Raw genomic sequence first — 15,094 nt, forward strand, 5'->3', positions numbered from 1 at the left:
GATCAGTGTGCGAGTGGCTTTATGCATCGCATCACGGCGGCAGTCCGCGATTCTGCCATGGCAATAATGACAATACACGTTGACTGCCGGCACTCAGACCCTTCCGAAGTGTCAGCGTCAATACCATCAAACCAACGGTTACCTGTTGGCGCTGCCAGACTGGCTCAGCTGAGCCAGGTGCACGGTTTCCATGGGTCGACGAGACTTCCAGTAGTAGCGTTTCCAGTACACATTATCCAGCGAGGAAATCATCACACCACGCGAAGTTGAGGCATGTAGGAAGCGGTCGTCTCCAACATAGATGCCTACGTGGCGGCTGCCGGGCGGACGGAAAAACACCAGGTCGCCAGGCTCAAGGGAAGCACGGGTGACTGCTGCGCCTTCGTTGACCTGGTGGTGAGTCGTTCTGGGAAGATGAATATTGAACTGATCAGCGTAGATGTTCTGTACCAGTGCCGAGCAGTCCACCCCGGAAGAACTCGTGCCACCAAGACGGTACGGCGTACCTTCCCAGCGCTCGTGCTGGGACAGCAGCGCTTCGCGGATCAGGGCAGAGGGGGGCTGGGAGACATCATGCTGTGCCCGCTTGACCGTTTCTGCCGGAGATGTCAGCCCTGGCATGTTGCGCGCGAAATACTCTTTCTCGGACTCCTGCGAGTCTCTCGCAGTGCTGGCGCATCCAGCCAGCAGTAGAACAGCCATTGCTACGGGTACCAGTCGGTAAAATTGGGGGGAAACCATCCCTGTTATCCTTTTCTTCCGTGTTTTCGTTTGACCTGGGCCTTGTCACTGCTATTTCTTCGCTATCTCTCAGCCCGACCGTAGCAACGTTTTTCTGGTAATTTGCCGATTTTCAGGCAATGGACAGGCTATTTCACGCCTACAATGCCATTCGACAATACAATCATTAATATAATTGTCAACAAAATTATCGGTAGCGAGGTTATTACAACTGGCATGACAGCGGCCGATACGCCAGTCAATTGACAGGCAATACAGCAACCAGTCAATGCAATTGCCGTGTATCTCCCGGTAGCGTATCAATGTGCATGGGCGCCCAGTGCCGAGGCCGGGCGCCCGGATAATCCAGGCTCGCCCAAGGGCCGGATAGAGGCGGCGCGGCCGTCAGCCAGGCGACCAGTGCCTCACTCATCCCTTCCAGGAAGCTGTCACGCTCCGGCGTCTCTCCCATGAAGAACGAAAAGCCGGCAAACAGCCCGAGTGCATAATCCTCCCAGCCACAGTAGTGATCCTGAGCCATCCGGTAGGCGCGCTCCAGTCTTGCAATGAACGCCAACTCGTCAAGCCAGCCCAACTGACGGCCAGCAACAGACAGGTCAACGGCCTGGGCCAGATCCCAGGCGGTCATGTCCAGTTCATTGCAACCGTCGGCATTATCGCGCACCCGTCCAAGACGCAGCAGATGGTTGCGCTCTTCTTCACTGCAGCCTCCGGATTCAAGCGTTTCAATCTCGGACACCAGCCGAGCGCCGCTTAACGTATAGGGCGCGTAATTGACCTGATAGTCCTGCCGGTCGCCAACATCGAACAGTTGATCAATGAAGGTCTCGAGCTCATCGGCAGAATATAGTCCATAGTGGCTGTCCAGCCAATCCATGATCTCGGTACACTGCCGTGGACTTTCAGGCTGCGGAAAATTCCACACCGGGGCATTCAGCGGCCCGGTCAACGCCAGAGCAGTAAAGTGCGGCAAACTGGGACGCAACCCCGGCTCTTTGCTGTTACCGCCCCGCCAGTCCAGCCAGTGGAACAGGCTGCCGGGGTCCTCACGATGCCAGCGCAAGACATCAGCAAGCGATGACTCACCGTCTTCACCGGGCAGCAGCGACTCCCAGACCTCCCAGGCGGCCAGCAGTCGCCTCGCATCAGGATAGAAGCGGCATAGGGTATCTTTCAGGGCCAGCGTCCGCGCACTCAGCTCGGCCGCATCAAAAAGCTCACTATCCATGGCCATCTGTAGATGGAACGCATACTCTTCGGCCATGTGGATGGTTGCCGCCTGGCGGCTTGCAGTACCCAGTGAATCCCGCACCTGCAGCTCTTGCGCGACAGCTGTGCCGAAAGGTGTGTTTGGCGGGGGCAAGGCCCGGTGGGCTGCATCGGCAGCCAGCTGATTGAGGTGATGTGCCTGGGCTGGCATCCAGAACCGCGCCAGTGCCTCAACGCCCTCGTCGGGGTGTATTTCAAGCACTTCACCCAGGTAGTGGCGGGCATCGTTAGCGCGTTCATCACCACAGCCGGTATCGACCCCCTGGCGAGTGGCAAGCAGCGGGTCCCGCACCCCCGCCAGGGCTAACAGCCAGTGCCGAGGATGGGACCGCCATTCGCGGATGGCCTGTCGCGAAGCGTCAAGCTGGGCCGCGCTCACTACCTCTGACAGCAGGCCATGCCAGGGGCTCAGCGGTGAATGCATCAGCAACATCCAGTCTGCGTCAAGCTCACCCAGCAGATCACGGCCGTCGAACAGGCTACGTCCGCGTTGATAGCCCCGGGCTAGGGCCGTCCAGTCGCTGTAGCGGGAGATGATTAGGTCGGCACCATGAACAGCAAAGTTACGTGCCTCCTCATGGGTGAGCCAACCAATACAGGCGCCGGCCCAGGCCAAGTCAATCAGCCTCAGCCAGTCCCAGCCAGCCCAGTCGAGCGGCTCACCGGCCTCGATAAAACCCAGTAGCACTTTGCCAAAGCCGCGCTCGGCAGCGCTCAGCTCGGCCTGCCAGCGGCGCCGCGCGTCGTTATCTTGAGCCAACAGCCTTGACGCCATCAGATCCCAGCCATGGCGATCCCCCTGGGCCGCCAGCCACAGCAGTAACGCCACTAGATCGTCGCGACCCTCAACCTGCCAGGAGTCCTGCAGCCAGCTTTCCAGTCCCTGCCAGTCTGCTGCATCAGGCGGCACTTCAAGAACCGGCCCAAAAGCCGCCCGCAGTCGCCACACACTATACTCATCGCCTTCCGGCCAGCACGTGGTCTGCCCTGGCTGCATGGCCAGCCAGTCGCCGAGCATCGACCAGGTCACTCCTTCCCCCTCACTTTCCAGACGCGACAGTGCCTCACAGGCCTCGGGCAGACCTGCCTCAGCATTAGTCCAGCCTGCGACACTCCAGGCGCTTCGCAAAGCAGTCAGCCAGTCATCCAGGTCGTCGTAACGCGCGTGAATCCGCTCGCTGAAAAACCGCGCCCAGGCCATAGCGCGCCCTTCGCTCAGCCAGCCTGACGCACCACCCAGTGCTGCGAGCTCAAGCCCATTCAGCCAACCCAGAGGCGCCGGCTCACCTGTACCTAGACATTCAAGCAAGCGCCAAGCCAGCTCCCCACGATCGGCAACCTCCAAGGCCGCCAAACGGGTGCTTGCCAGCTCAGCATCAAGTGCCAGAGGCTCAGGCGCAAAAGCCCAATCGCAGAGCACCAGCTGCTGGGCCCACCAGGCATTCAGGGGATCAACCAAGACTCACCTCGCCAGACAAAATCTGTTAGTGCCGCCAGATATAGCATCCTCACCACTCACCTGCGGCCAAATCATGGCGGGCAAGTGTAACGGAAAGCGGACGACAGGCCGATCATTTGCGATATTTTGCGCGTCATCTGTCCGAAATAGAACCACCGGCTTGGCGAGGCGTTTAAAATAATGCACACTCGTCAAACAAGATAGCCACCCCCCCCAAGAACAACCCAAGAGAAAACGCGATGACCGCCGACTCCGAACTGCTGATCGACAAGGCCTATGTGGCCGGACAATGGCGCACTGGCGAGCGCCGCTTCAGCGTCACCAACCCTGCCACCGGCGAACAGTTAGCCGAGGTGCCCGACCTGACCGCCGAAGACGCGCGTGACGCCATTGGCGCCGCAGAAACCGCCGGGGCCGCCTGGCGCAAGCGTACCGCCAAGGAGCGCGCCAACCTGCTGCGCGCCTGGTTCGAGGCGATCATGGCCAATCAGGAAGGCCTGGCTCGGTTGATGACGCAAGAACAGGGCAAACCGCTGGCCGAGGCACGGGGTGAGGTTGCTTATGGTGCCAGCTTTGTCGAGTACTACGCCGAAGAAGCTAAGCGCGTGGCTGGCGAAACACTACCGGGCCACGGCGTCGATAAACGCATCCTGGTATTTCGCGAGCCGATCGGCGTGGTAGCCGCCATCACGCCCTGGAACTTCCCACTGGCAATGATCACCCGCAAGTGCGCCCCGGCCTTGGCCGCTGGCTGCACAGTGGTGATCAAGCCCGCCGAGGCTACCCCACTGACCGCCCTAGCACTGGTCAAGTTGGCCGAGCAGGTCGGCTTTCCTGAGGGGGTGATCAATATCGTCACGGCCAGCCGCCCTGCCGAGATCGGCGAGGTGCTGACCACAGATCCGCGCGTGCGCAAAATCTCCTTTACCGGCTCCACCCCTGTGGGCAAGCGACTACTGGCCCAGTGCGCTGGCACCGTCAAGAAAGCCTCCATGGAGCTGGGTGGCAACGCGCCCTTCATCGTCTTCGACGACGCCGACCTGGATGCCGCCGTGGAAGGCGCCATTGCCTCGAAATATCGCAACTCCGGCCAGACCTGCGTGTGCACCAACCGTTTTCTCGTTCAGTCCGGGGTTTACGATGTGTTCCTCGACAAGCTGGCGGCGCGCGTAGCCGAGCTCGAGGTCGGCAACGGCCTGGACGACGGCGTCATCCAGGGTCCACTGATCAATCAGGCCGCCGTGGACAAGGTCAGTGAGCATATCCGCGATGCCCTAGACAAGGGCGCACGCCTGGTCTGCGGCGGCCAGCCCCACGTGCTGGGTCGTACCTTTTTCCAACCAACGATCATCGCCGATGTCACCGACGAAATGCGTGTGGCCACTGAGGAAACCTTCGGCCCGTTGGCCCCGGTGTTCCGCTTCGACACTGAAGAGCAGGCCATCGCCATGGCCAACGCCACCGAGTTTGGTCTGGCCGCCTATTTCTATGCCCGGGACTATCGCCGCATCTGGCACGTGATGGAAGGGCTAGAATACGGCATGGTAGCAGTGAACGAAGGGATTCTTTCTACTGAACTTGCGCCCTTTGGTGGCGTCAAGGAGTCAGGGCTTGGTCGTGAAGGCTCACGTCACGGCCTGGATGAATACACTGAACTGAAGTATGTCTGCGTCGGCGGCCTCTGAGTGCTCGCCCCCCCTCTCAACAGGAGTACATCATGAATAACGCACAACTCAATGAACTCAAGCAGCGCTACGTTGCCAGCGGCGCAGCAAGCCCCTCACCCCAGTTTGCCGAACGTGCTGAAAACTCGGTCATCTGGGATGCCGATGGCAATCGCCTAATCGACTTCGCCGGCGGAATTGGCGTGCTCAACCTGGGCCACCGTCATCCCAAGGTGGTCGAGGCGGTCAAGGCCCAGCTCGACAAGCTGATGCACACCTGCCAGACCGTGATGGCCTATGCCCCCTTCGTGCAACTGGCCGAGAAGCTGTGCCATCTGACCCCGGTTAAGGGTGACGCCAAGGCGATGCTGGTCAACACCGGCGCCGAAGCGCTGGAAAACGCGGTCAAGATTGCCCGCGCCGCCACTGGCCGCAGCGGCATCGTCTGCTTTGACGGCAGCTTCCACGGCCGCACCATCATGACCCTGGCCATGACCGGCAAGGTGCTGCCCTACAAGAACGACTTCGGCCCGATGCCGGGTGATGTGTTCCGTGCGCCCTTCCCGGTGCCCTACCACGGCATCAGCGAAGAGGACTCGCTGAACGCCCTCAAGACCGTGTTCAAGACCGACATTGCCCCGCATCGCACCGCGGCCATCGTGATCGAGCCGGTACAGGGTGAAGGCGGCTTCTACTCGGCATCGCCGGCCTATATGCAGGCCCTGCGTGCGCTGTGTGACGAACACGGCATCCTGCTGATTGCCGACGAAGTGCAGTCCGGCTTTGGCCGCACCGGCAAGATGTTTGCGCTTGAGCACAGCGGCATCAAGGCCGATATCGTCACCATGGCCAAGAGCCTGGCCGACGGCATGCCACTGTCAGCAGTGGTCGGTACTGCCGAAGTCATGGACGCTTCCGGCCCCAACTCGCTGGGCGGCACCTACAGTGGCAACCCGCTGTCCTGCGCAGCGGCTCTGGCGGTGATCGACGTCATCAAGGAAGAAGACATCCTGGCTAGAAGTAACGCCTTGGGCGACAAGCTGGTGGCCCGCTTCAACGATTGGCAGCAGCGTTTCGAGAATGTCGACAACGTGCGCAGCCTGGGCTGCATGACCGCTTTCGAACTGGTCGCCGACAAGGCCTCTCGTCAGCCAAACCCTGAGCTTGCCGCTGCGCTGTGCAAGAAGGCCAAGGAAAAGGGCCTGATCCTGCTGTCCTGCGGTTTCTGGGGCAATACCATCCGCTTCCTGATGCCGGTCACCATCGAAGACGAGGTCCTCGAAGAAGGCCTCGAAATCATCGAGCAGTCACTGGTCGAGCTGACAGGTGCCAAAGCCGGAGCCACTGCCACCGCCTAACCCGGTGCCAACAAAGCAGCCTGATACAGCTGATAGAAACGCTCGACGGTGTAGGCCGTCGAGCGTTTTGCGTATTGTATTGCCAGTTAAAAACACCCACCCAACAGACTGCCGGAGCTGAAATGCAATATGCCACGCTAGGCCCAGCCGGAAGCAACCATGAACTGGTACTCAAGCGCTATCTAGAGAGTTCGGACGACAACCCAAACATCCTGCTGTTCGACGACTTCCCCAATGCCTTCGAGGCACTACTGGTAGGCAGGGTGGATCGAGTGATGCAGTGCACGGCGCACTTCAGCCACGCTGATTGCGTGGGGCGCTTTATGCACCGGGCCTACCCGGTTGACTCCTTCATTGCCGGCAGTCGTCCGCTGGCGCTGCTGGCTCGCCAGGCAGCAAACCCGCCGGTCAGCGTCGGCCTGCAGCCAGCCACCCGCTACTACACAGACCTGTCCACCTTCAGTGAGCAGATCGACATGCCAACCATTGTTGATGTTGCCGAGGGGCTATTGAATGCCCGCTTCGATGCCGGCATCTGCGCGCTGGAGACACTCGAGCGCCACCCACAAGAACTTCGTTTGCTTAAGGATCTGGGGCCGGCGCTGGACGTCTGGGTAATCTTTGGTACCCAGCCGCTATCCAGCGACGACCCCAGAGTGGTCTAGCGTTTCGCGATGCCTTTTAACTGCGACTGGTGATTTCCAGCAGGTGATAGCCAAACTGGGTTTTCACCGGGCCATGCACCTTGTTCACCTCACCACTGAATACCACCTTGTCGAATTCCGGCACCATCTGTCCCGGCCCGAAGGTACCCAGGTCACCGCCCTGGCGGCCAGACGGACAGCTGGAATGCTCTTTCGCCACCTCGGCGAAATCGCGGCCGCCTTCGATTTCCTTTTTCAGCTCTTCGCACTTGGCTTCATCGTCGACCAGGATATGGCGCGCACTGGCTTGGGTCATGGTGTACTCCGCATGGCTGTGTTGAATGAGCGGCAAGCTTAACACGGGATATTGTCGATGTGTTTCACGCCGTCCTGCCCGACACCCTGGCCGCCTAGAGTACAAAAATGACCAGCACGCCAGCCAATATCAACAGTGCCCGCAGCCACACTGGGCGTCGGGCAATCACACCATAGGAAATACCCGTCAGGCCAAGGGCGATCTTGGCGGTATCGAACACGGCACCCTGGGGGTCATCGGCCAGGCGGATGATGTCCGGGTTGGCGACCATCGCCAGCGGGATAATATACAGCCCGATTCCCAGTGCCATCGCCTTGAGCGCTACCTTGAGCCAGTTCTCACCTACCATGCCGGCGGCAATGAAGACACCACCACACACCGGTGGGGTAATGGTCGACAGCAGCGCAAACCAGAAGACAAAAAGATGCGCCAGCAACGGCTCAAGTCCGAGGGAAATCAGTGCCGGCCCCGCCACCGAGACACAGATCACATAGGCCGCCGTGGTTGGCACCTCCATGCCCAACACCAGGCACGCCACTGCCGTCAGCAGTAGCGCCGGCCACAGCATGTCGCCGGACAACGAGAGAATGCCCGAGGTAATCTTGACACCAAGACCGGTCATTGCCAGCACACCGATCACCAACGATGCACAGATGATGATGGCGCCAATCACGGCCACTTGGCGCCCGGCGGTGAGTAACGCCTGGGTCAGCCGAGCAGCGAAGCCGCGCAGCGAAACGTTCAGGTTGACATCAGTCAGCAACAGCGCCACACCGGCAAATATCGCCAAACTTGCCGCATACTGAGGCGTGTAGCCGCCGAAAAATATCAGTTGCAGCAGAATCACGAAGGGCACAGCAAAGAACAATGAGGTAACCAGCACCTCACGTCGCTCCGGACGATCTTCCTCCGCCACGGGGCTAAGATCATGGCGGGTGGCGTAGGCGTTGATACCGACCCAGACCGTGGCGAAGTACAGCAATGCGGGCAGCAAGGCCGCCGCCATGATCTGGGTATAGGGCGTGCCGGTCAGCTCGACCATCACAAAAGCACCTGCTCCCATCAGCGGCGGCATGATCTGCCCGCCCGACGAGGCCACCGCTTCAACAGCACCCGCCAACGCGCGTGGATAACCCAGCCGCACCATGCTGGGAATGGTAATAGCCCCGGTTGAGGCCACGTTGGCTGACGCCGAGCCAGAAATCGAGCCCATCAGCGCCGAGGAGATCACTGCCACCTTGGCCGCTCCGCCCTTCAAGCGCCCTGCCATGACACCGGCAAGATTCATGAAGCCGCGCCCGGCCTCACCCGCGTTAAGCACTGCACCGAAGATAACGAAAATGGATACCACGCCGACACTAACCCCGGTCAGTGAGCCCCACAGCCCGCCCTCGGTTATTGTCAGGGTGCCAACCAGGCTTGGTGTCGGTAATCCCGGATGGCCGAACTGGCCTGGCACATGCTCGCCCAGCGCGGCATACAACAGCGCCAGTAGCGCCACCAGTGGCAGCGGCCAGCCAATCGCCCGGCGTGCTGTTTCCAGTGCCAGCAGGATCAGGAAAACACCGATCACCATCTGCAACGGCGTGTCGATAAAACCGTACTGATCAGCCAGCGCCTGCTCGTTGAGCGCGATATAGGCACAGGCAGCGACACCCAGCACCGTCAGCACACCGCCACTCCAACGCTCAGCGCGAGTTCTCGCAGCCAAGATCAACACCCAGGGGAGCACCAGCGCCATGTGCAGCGGCCGGCTGACCAGCGCTGGTGTGAGACCATAAAAAATCAGACCGAGATGGAATATCACGGTCACAGCGCCCAGCATCACCCAGACAGGGCCCGGGCGAGTATCAGATTCGAACATGAGGAGAGCCAGTCGTGCGGGCAGCAACCTGAACCAGCCAGAGGATCGGTTACCGCCCGCGGTAGAAAATCAGCGCAGGTGGTCAGGAATTTCTATACCCGCTTCGTCATAGTAACGAATGGCACCCGGATGCAGTGTGCCAACGATATTGCCGACCATGTCGTAGGTAATTCCGCCCCACCAAGGCGACTCCTCGGCCATGTCAGCGCGCTTTTCCCAGAAGGTTCTGGTCAGCTCATAGGCCGTATCGTCAGACATTGACGCTGTAGTGTAGGCAATCACTGGCAGCGAGGTGGTTTCCACATCTTCGTCAATACCAGCATAGGTGCCCGCCGGAATGGTTTGGCGGGCAGCACCGGTTTGCTCAATCTGCTCATCACTCAGGCTAACCAGGCTGACCGGCATGCTGGCCGCCGTTTCAATAACGTTAGGCGTCGGAAAAGAACTGGCAGTGACAAAGGCCTCGATCTGGCCGTTCTTCAGTGCATCTGGCCCACTGCCAATACTGGCGTTGGCTACCTCGATGCGATCCATCAGGTCAAACATGGTCAGGTAACGCTCGGCTTCACGAGCGCCGAAGGTGCCGCGACCGATCAGGATTTCTTTGCCCGCCAGGTCTTCCAATTCCAGCACGCCGGCGTCGTCAGCAACCACAAAATGCATGGTGATGGCAGGAATCGGGAACAGGCCGCGGATGTCCTGGAAGCGTGGGCTCTGCCGCTCGGCAAAGGGACCCTCGCCGCTCAGCGCACTCTGCACCAAGCCCGGCGGCGTGGTAAACACATAGTTGCCCTGACGCGCCATCACCTCCATAACATTCTGTACCGAGCCCTGGCTCTCTTCGAGGGTTAGGACTACCTCGCCATCGGTACCCTGACGGATGGCCTCAGAGAGTTCGACACCCATCTGGTAATACGCGGTGCCCGCCGAGGCGGACTTGTAGGTAACGCGCGTCTCGGCCAGCGCCTGGAGCGACGTGGCTCCGATCAGGGCGGCGGCGGCCGAGGCCAACAGGGTACGAGAGAATGGAAGCATGATTTTTTCCTTGTGTGGTCCGAGTGGCTGAATCCACTGCGGCTGAGCTCGAATTCTGATAATCCGTTACTGCGCTAACCCTATATAATGCCAGATTTTCCGGTCAAGGAACTCTTTGGTTATGACGAACATCTCGGCCATGTCGAAACCGCGTATCGCATTGCTGGGGGCAGCAGGCGGTATTGGCAGCACCATCGCCAAGGCGCTGCTGGAAGACGGTAACCAGGTCTATCTATTGGACCTGGCCGAGCGCCGCACATCTCTGGCGCCGCTGTTGGAAGCCCACTCTGAACAGGCACGCTTCCTGCCGTGCAACCTCCGCGACCAAGCCAGCCTTGAAAACGCCTTCAGGGCACTTGAAGCGGAGGCCGGCGGGCTTGATGCCTGTATCAATGCGGCGGGCGTGATCCATCGCGGCAGTTTTATTGAAACGTCGCCGGCTGACCTCAGCCGAGTAATGGAAACCAACGTCAGTGGGCCTTTTGTGGCCCTACAGCACGCGGTACGCCTGATGATTGGTAGCGGTGGCGGGCGCATTGTCAACCTTGCCTCGGCCCATGGCCTGCGCACCGGCGCTGAGCGAACAGCCTACGCTATGAGCAAAGGAGCAATACTTTCACTGACCCGCGCCCTGGCAGTGGAGTTTGGCCCCCTGGGCATTCTTGTGAACGCCGTGGCGCCAGGGCCAGTCAGCTCCGGAATGCAGGACGCCAGCTCCGAGTCGCGTCGGCGATGGCAGTCAGCCACCCCACTGGGGCGTGTTGCAACCGCTGAAGAAGTTGCCACAGCTGTCATGCAGCTGGTCTCAACGAACAACACCTTCATCACCGGACAGACGCTGGTGATCGATGGCGGCGCCAGCAGCGCAATCTAGGTCTACTGCCGCCACCAAAGGCTCACCGCCTATCAGCCGAATACTACTTTGGCCACGTCATTGTAGCGTCCGGCAAAATGCACTGTTATGCCGTCCTTGAGATAGTCCGGCAGCTCGTCGAAGTCGCGGCGGTTAGCCTCGGGCAGAATGATCTCCCTGATTCCGCTGCGTTTGGCGGCAATAATTTTTTCGCGAATACCGCCCACCGGCAACACATGGCCGGTCAGGGTCAGTTCGCCCGTCATTGCCAAGGGGCGATCAATCGGCTGTTGGCGCGCCAATGAGAGCAGCGCTGTGGCGATAGTCACCCCCGCCGAAGGACCGTCTTTCGGTGTCGCACCTTCCGGCACGTGCAGATGTACAAAGGCCTTGTCGAAAAAGTCGACATTGTCAGTGTAGGAGTCAAGATGGCCAATCATATAGCTATAGGCGATGTTGGCGGACTCTTTCATGACATCACCTAGCTGGCCGGTCAGCTTGAACCCGCGCTCCAGCGAGTGCACCTTGCTGGCTTCCACCGACAGCGTGGCTCCACCCATCGAGGTCCAGGCCAGGCCTGTCACTACGCCCTCGCCCTTCATCACCGCCTCCTTGCGGAAAAGCGGCGCGCCGAGAAATTCCTCGAGATTGTTGATTGAGACTTTAACTGTCTGCTGGCCACCCTTTTGCGGTTCGCTTGCTAGCACTTCTTCATCCTGCTGGCCATTTTCCAGCATCTTGACCGCCGCCTTGCGCACAATACGGTGTAGCTGCTTTTCGAGCTGACGCACGCCAGCTTCCCGGGCATAACCCTGGATGACCTGCCGTAGCGCTGCTTTGGTCAGGTTGATGCGTTTCTTAGGAATGTGGCTGCGCTCCAGCAACTTCGGCCACAGATGATTGGTGGCAATCGCCATCTTTTCCTCGGCGATGTAGCCGGCCAAACGAATCTGCTCCATACGGTCCAGCAGCGCTGGCGGAATCGAGTCTAGGGTATTGGCGGTACATACAAATAGCACCTTGGACAGATCCAGTCGCACATCGAGATAATGATCAAGAAAATCGATGTTCTGCTCAGGATCAAGCACTTCCAGCAGGGCGGATGCGGGGTCGCCCTGGAATGACTGGCCCATCTTGTCGATCTCGTCGAGCATGATCACTGGGTTCTCGACGCCGACCTCCTTGATAGCCTGCACCAGCTTGCCAGGCATAGCGCCGACATAGGTACGCCGGTGGCCTTTGATCTCGGCTTCGTCGCGCATACCTCCCACCGAGAAACGGAAAAATTCGCGACCCAGCGCCTCAGCAATCGAGCGGCCGATGGACGTCTTGCCGACCCCTGGCGGGCCAACCAGCAGAAGGATTGAGCCGCCCACATCGCCCTTGAAGGTGCCTTCGGCAAGAAACTCGACGATCCGTTCCTTGACGTCCTTAAGGCCATCGTGATCGCGGTCGAGCACCTTACGCGCATGGGGCAGATCAAGCTGGTCGTCGCTGGTCAGCCCCCAGGGCATGGCTGTCAGCCAGTCGAGATACTGGCGAGTAGTACCATACTCGGGCGAGCCGGTTTCCAGCATCGAGAGCTTGTCGAACTGCTCCTCGATGCTCTCCATGACCCGCTCCGGCACCACCTTGCCTTCCAGACGCTCGCGGAAGGTGTCGAGGTCGCTGTCACGGTCATCCTTGGAGATACCCAGCTCGCGCTGAATGACTTTGAGCTGCTCGCGCAGGAAAAACTCCCGCTGGTGCTCCTGCATCTGAGCATTGACCTGCTCGCTGATATCACTTTGCAGCTGAGCAACTTCGATCTCTTTGCGCAGTAGCGGCAACACTTTCTGCATCCGCGCCATCACCGGCAGCGTGGTCAACACGTCCTGCAGTTCCGGCCCCTTAGCAGAGGTGATCGCTGCGGCGAAGTCGGTCAGTGGACCGGGCTCATGGGGGCTGAAGCGGTTGAGATAATGCTTCAGTTCCTCACCATACAACGGATTGATCGGCAGCAATTCTTTGATGCCGTTGATCAACGCCATCGCATAGGCACGGGTTTCATCGTCTTCAGCATCCACCGGCTCGCGAGGATAGCTGACTTCAACCAGATACGGCGGCTTGCGCGATATCCAGCGCTGGATTTTGAAACGCCGCCTACCCTGGGCAATGAATTGCATCTGAGATTCGTCGCCCTGCAGCCGGTGCACCTTGACCGTTGTTCCAACGTCGGGGAACTGCTCATGCCCCCGAACTTCAGGGTCATCTCCATCGCCAACAAAGGCCAACCCCACCATATGGTGCGGCGTGTCGCCAACCCGGCGAATGGTTTCTTCCCAGCGCTCGCGGTTGATTACCAGTGGCTGGACCTGGGCGGGGAAAAAGGGCCGATTATGGATGGGTAACAGATAGAGGCGTTCGGGCAGTGTTTCACTGGCCGGCACCATGGCATGACTACTGCTTTCCTCAAGCTCACCCTTTTCGTTCTCGACGTTTTCATCCTCTCCCCCCAGCGGGGGCAGGTCTTCCAGACCGTTACGCTGCTGATCGTCGCTCATGCTTACCTCATGTCTACCTGACTGCTTGGGGGAGCGAGAAAACATCTCCCGGATACAAAGGCAATGAGGGCACAGGTGCTGAACTTCAAGTCATTGACGCCAGTGGAGAACTTCAGGCAAGGGCCGACCATTGACGCGCAGCTGCCCACGCACCATGTCAAACTGCAGATCCCGGGTACCCAGCGGCAGCCCCAGCCACAACGCTACCACCGGGGGCGCACTGCGCCACAGAAAGTCACCGTCAACCTGTCGCAACCAACGGGCCCGCTCGGCGTTGGTGGGAAGTGCCAATGGATCAAGACCGTCAAGGCCACGGGTATCAAATACCATGACACCGCTACCAATCAGGCTGGCGCCCAACATGGGACTTTCGATATCGACCTCAAGAATGTCCAGTCGCGGCGAATCCTGCATCAACCAACGCAGGTTATCCGCTAGCTGTTGTGCGGAAATGCCTTCCGGCGTTGTCGTCTGGTTGCGCAGCTGGTTGAGCAAGGCACGCAGCGCATCGGCCTTGATGCGTGACAGTTCCACGCTTGCCTTACCCGTCAGCAGGACCTCACCGGCGGCGTATATCTGGCCCAGGTCCAACTCGCTGTGTATGCGCAGCTCTGACTCATCCAGGGTGGTGAGACTAGTTAGGGTGACCTCATCCCCAGCCAGCGTCAGGTCGGGCTGTATCCAGCGCAGATTAGAGAGCCTGAGGGAGTCATGCTGGGTAAAGTGGTAGGCGTCCTGGGTATAGGCGTAGCGACTTTCGAGAATGAACGGTCCACCTTCGAAGCGACGTTTGCCTTCCATGAGACGGACCGCCTCCAGCCGAGCACGCACCTGCCAGTCCCCAAAGCCGCCGCGGAATGCAACCCGCCCGCCCCTCATCTCCAGGCTACGCCTTTGTTGACGCAGTTCGATGGGGGGCAACTCCAGCGCCCCATCGAAGGTGCTGGACAGCATGTGGTAGCGGGCTTTCCACTGAGGCGCCTGACCACCAGAAATCTTTTCCTGGTCACCCTCAAAATGAGGCTGCAGGTTACCATCCAGATCGGTGTCGAAGATGCCATGGCGAGCGCGGTAAGGAATATCCAGGTGCCAGCTGTCATCCAGTAAAGGAGACACATGTAGCACGCCTCGCGAAGCAAGCCAGCCGTTATCCACGTCGGTGCGGTAGATCAACAGCTCGCCCCTGGCCTGAAGGTCGGCAATGGCACGCGTCAGCTCGCGTTCAAACAGCACGCCCGCCATGGTCTGAGCTACTGCCCAGCCAAGCGCCAGCAGCGAAAGCAGCGGAACCACCAGCCGCTCCATGCGCATGACTACCTCCAGTTCAGCAGGCTTTAACTACAAGTTG

General features: G+C 59.8%; 11 protein-coding genes. 4 read left to right on the plus strand and 7 right to left on the minus strand.

The genetic code is table 11. The annotated features are described in order from the left end of the window. Positions 1 to 138 precede the first annotated feature (138 nt). Positions 139 to 741 (minus strand): C40 family peptidase, encoded by a 603-nt coding sequence (locus ACTH3D_RS04525; protein WP_441665699.1) that lies wholly within the window; start codon positions 739 to 741, stop codon positions 139 to 141. 265 nt (positions 742 to 1,006) lie between these two features. Continuing rightward, on the minus strand, positions 1,007 to 3,469 hold the full coding sequence (locus ACTH3D_RS04530; protein WP_441665701.1) for a DUF1266 domain-containing protein: 2,463 nt from the start codon (positions 3,467 to 3,469) through the stop codon (positions 1,007 to 1,009). 239 nt (positions 3,470 to 3,708) lie between these two features. Here ACTH3D_RS04530 and ACTH3D_RS04535 point away from each other — a divergent pair, with 239 nt between their 5' ends. From ACTH3D_RS04535 to ACTH3D_RS04545, 3 genes are all read left to right on the plus strand, one after another. Next, the gene (locus ACTH3D_RS04535; protein WP_441665703.1) at positions 3,709 to 5,154 is read left to right on the plus strand and encodes an NAD-dependent succinate-semialdehyde dehydrogenase; all 1,446 of its coding nucleotides are present in this window, start codon (positions 3,709 to 3,711) and stop codon (positions 5,152 to 5,154) included. Between the two features lie 32 nt (positions 5,155 to 5,186). Continuing rightward, a complete protein-coding gene (gene gabT / locus ACTH3D_RS04540) occupies positions 5,187 to 6,491 on the plus strand; it encodes a 4-aminobutyrate--2-oxoglutarate transaminase (RefSeq protein WP_441665705.1) in 1,305 nt (434 codons plus the stop codon). A gap of 122 nt (positions 6,492 to 6,613) precedes the next feature. Further along, on the plus strand, positions 6,614 to 7,156 hold the full coding sequence (locus ACTH3D_RS04545) for a hypothetical protein (RefSeq protein ID WP_441665707.1): 543 nt from the start codon (positions 6,614 to 6,616) through the stop codon (positions 7,154 to 7,156). Between the two features lie 16 nt (positions 7,157 to 7,172). Here the strand turns inward: ACTH3D_RS04545 and ACTH3D_RS04550 are convergent, their stop codons facing one another. The 3 genes from ACTH3D_RS04550 to ACTH3D_RS04560 form a co-directional block, all read right to left on the minus strand. Further along, on the minus strand, positions 7,173 to 7,451 hold the full coding sequence (locus tag ACTH3D_RS04550) for a peptidylprolyl isomerase (protein ID WP_441665709.1): 279 nt from the start codon (positions 7,449 to 7,451) through the stop codon (positions 7,173 to 7,175). 94 nt (positions 7,452 to 7,545) lie between these two features. Further along, complete coding sequence (locus ACTH3D_RS04555) at positions 7,546 to 9,315, minus strand: TRAP transporter permease (protein ID WP_441665711.1); 1,770 nt, start codon at positions 9,313 to 9,315, stop codon at positions 7,546 to 7,548. Between the two features lie 69 nt (positions 9,316 to 9,384). Continuing rightward, the gene (locus ACTH3D_RS04560; RefSeq protein WP_441665713.1) at positions 9,385 to 10,350 is read right to left on the minus strand and encodes a TAXI family TRAP transporter solute-binding subunit; all 966 of its coding nucleotides are present in this window, start codon (positions 10,348 to 10,350) and stop codon (positions 9,385 to 9,387) included. A gap of 121 nt (positions 10,351 to 10,471) precedes the next feature. Between ACTH3D_RS04560 and ACTH3D_RS04565 the strand changes: the two genes are divergently transcribed. Beyond that, a complete protein-coding gene (locus ACTH3D_RS04565) occupies positions 10,472 to 11,224 on the plus strand; it encodes an SDR family NAD(P)-dependent oxidoreductase (protein WP_441665715.1) in 753 nt (250 codons plus the stop codon). Positions 11,225 to 11,256: 32 nt separating this feature from the next. On the opposite strand, the gene lon is transcribed toward ACTH3D_RS04565, so the two are convergent. Both lon and ACTH3D_RS04575 read right to left on the minus strand, forming a co-directional pair. Then, positions 11,257 to 13,635: an endopeptidase La gene (lon, locus tag ACTH3D_RS04570; RefSeq protein WP_441665758.1), complete on the minus strand. Its 2,379-nt coding sequence runs from the start codon at positions 13,633 to 13,635 to the stop codon at positions 11,257 to 11,259. A gap of 201 nt (positions 13,636 to 13,836) precedes the next feature. Further along, positions 13,837 to 15,057, minus strand: coding sequence for a DUF945 family protein (locus tag ACTH3D_RS04575; RefSeq protein ID WP_441665717.1), 1,221 nt, complete (start codon positions 15,055 to 15,057; stop codon positions 13,837 to 13,839). Positions 15,058 to 15,094: the final 37 nt, after the last annotated feature.

The organism is Halomonas sp. (genome assembly GCF_052095765.1).
Lineage (GTDB): Bacteria > Pseudomonadota > Gammaproteobacteria > Pseudomonadales > Halomonadaceae > Halomonas.

Excerpts from the sequence above, each read along its gene's own strand:
- ACTH3D_RS04550 (WP_441665709.1), bottom strand. The coding sequence starts at position 7,451 with ATGACCCAAGCCAGTGCGCGCCATATCCTGGTCGACGATGAAGCCAAG.
- ACTH3D_RS04560 (WP_441665713.1), bottom strand. The coding sequence starts at position 10,350 with ATGCTTCCATTCTCTCGTACCCTGTTGGCCTCGGCCGCCGCCGCCCTG.
- ACTH3D_RS04535 (WP_441665703.1), top strand. The coding sequence starts at position 3,709 with ATGACCGCCGACTCCGAACTGCTGATCGACAAGGCCTATGTGGCCGGA.
- lon (WP_441665758.1), bottom strand. The coding sequence starts at position 13,635 with ATGGTGCCGGCCAGTGAAACACTGCCCGAACGCCTCTATCTGTTACCC.
- ACTH3D_RS04555 (WP_441665711.1), bottom strand. The coding sequence starts at position 9,315 with ATGTTCGAATCTGATACTCGCCCGGGCCCTGTCTGGGTGATGCTGGGC.
- ACTH3D_RS04525 (WP_441665699.1), bottom strand. The coding sequence starts at position 741 with ATGGTTTCCCCCCAATTTTACCGACTGGTACCCGTAGCAATGGCTGTT.
- ACTH3D_RS04545 (WP_441665707.1), top strand. The coding sequence starts at position 6,614 with ATGCAATATGCCACGCTAGGCCCAGCCGGAAGCAACCATGAACTGGTA.
- gabT (WP_441665705.1), top strand. The coding sequence starts at position 5,187 with ATGAATAACGCACAACTCAATGAACTCAAGCAGCGCTACGTTGCCAGC.
- ACTH3D_RS04575 (WP_441665717.1), bottom strand. The coding sequence starts at position 15,057 with ATGCGCATGGAGCGGCTGGTGGTTCCGCTGCTTTCGCTGCTGGCGCTT.
- ACTH3D_RS04565 (WP_441665715.1), top strand. The coding sequence starts at position 10,472 with ATGACGAACATCTCGGCCATGTCGAAACCGCGTATCGCATTGCTGGGG.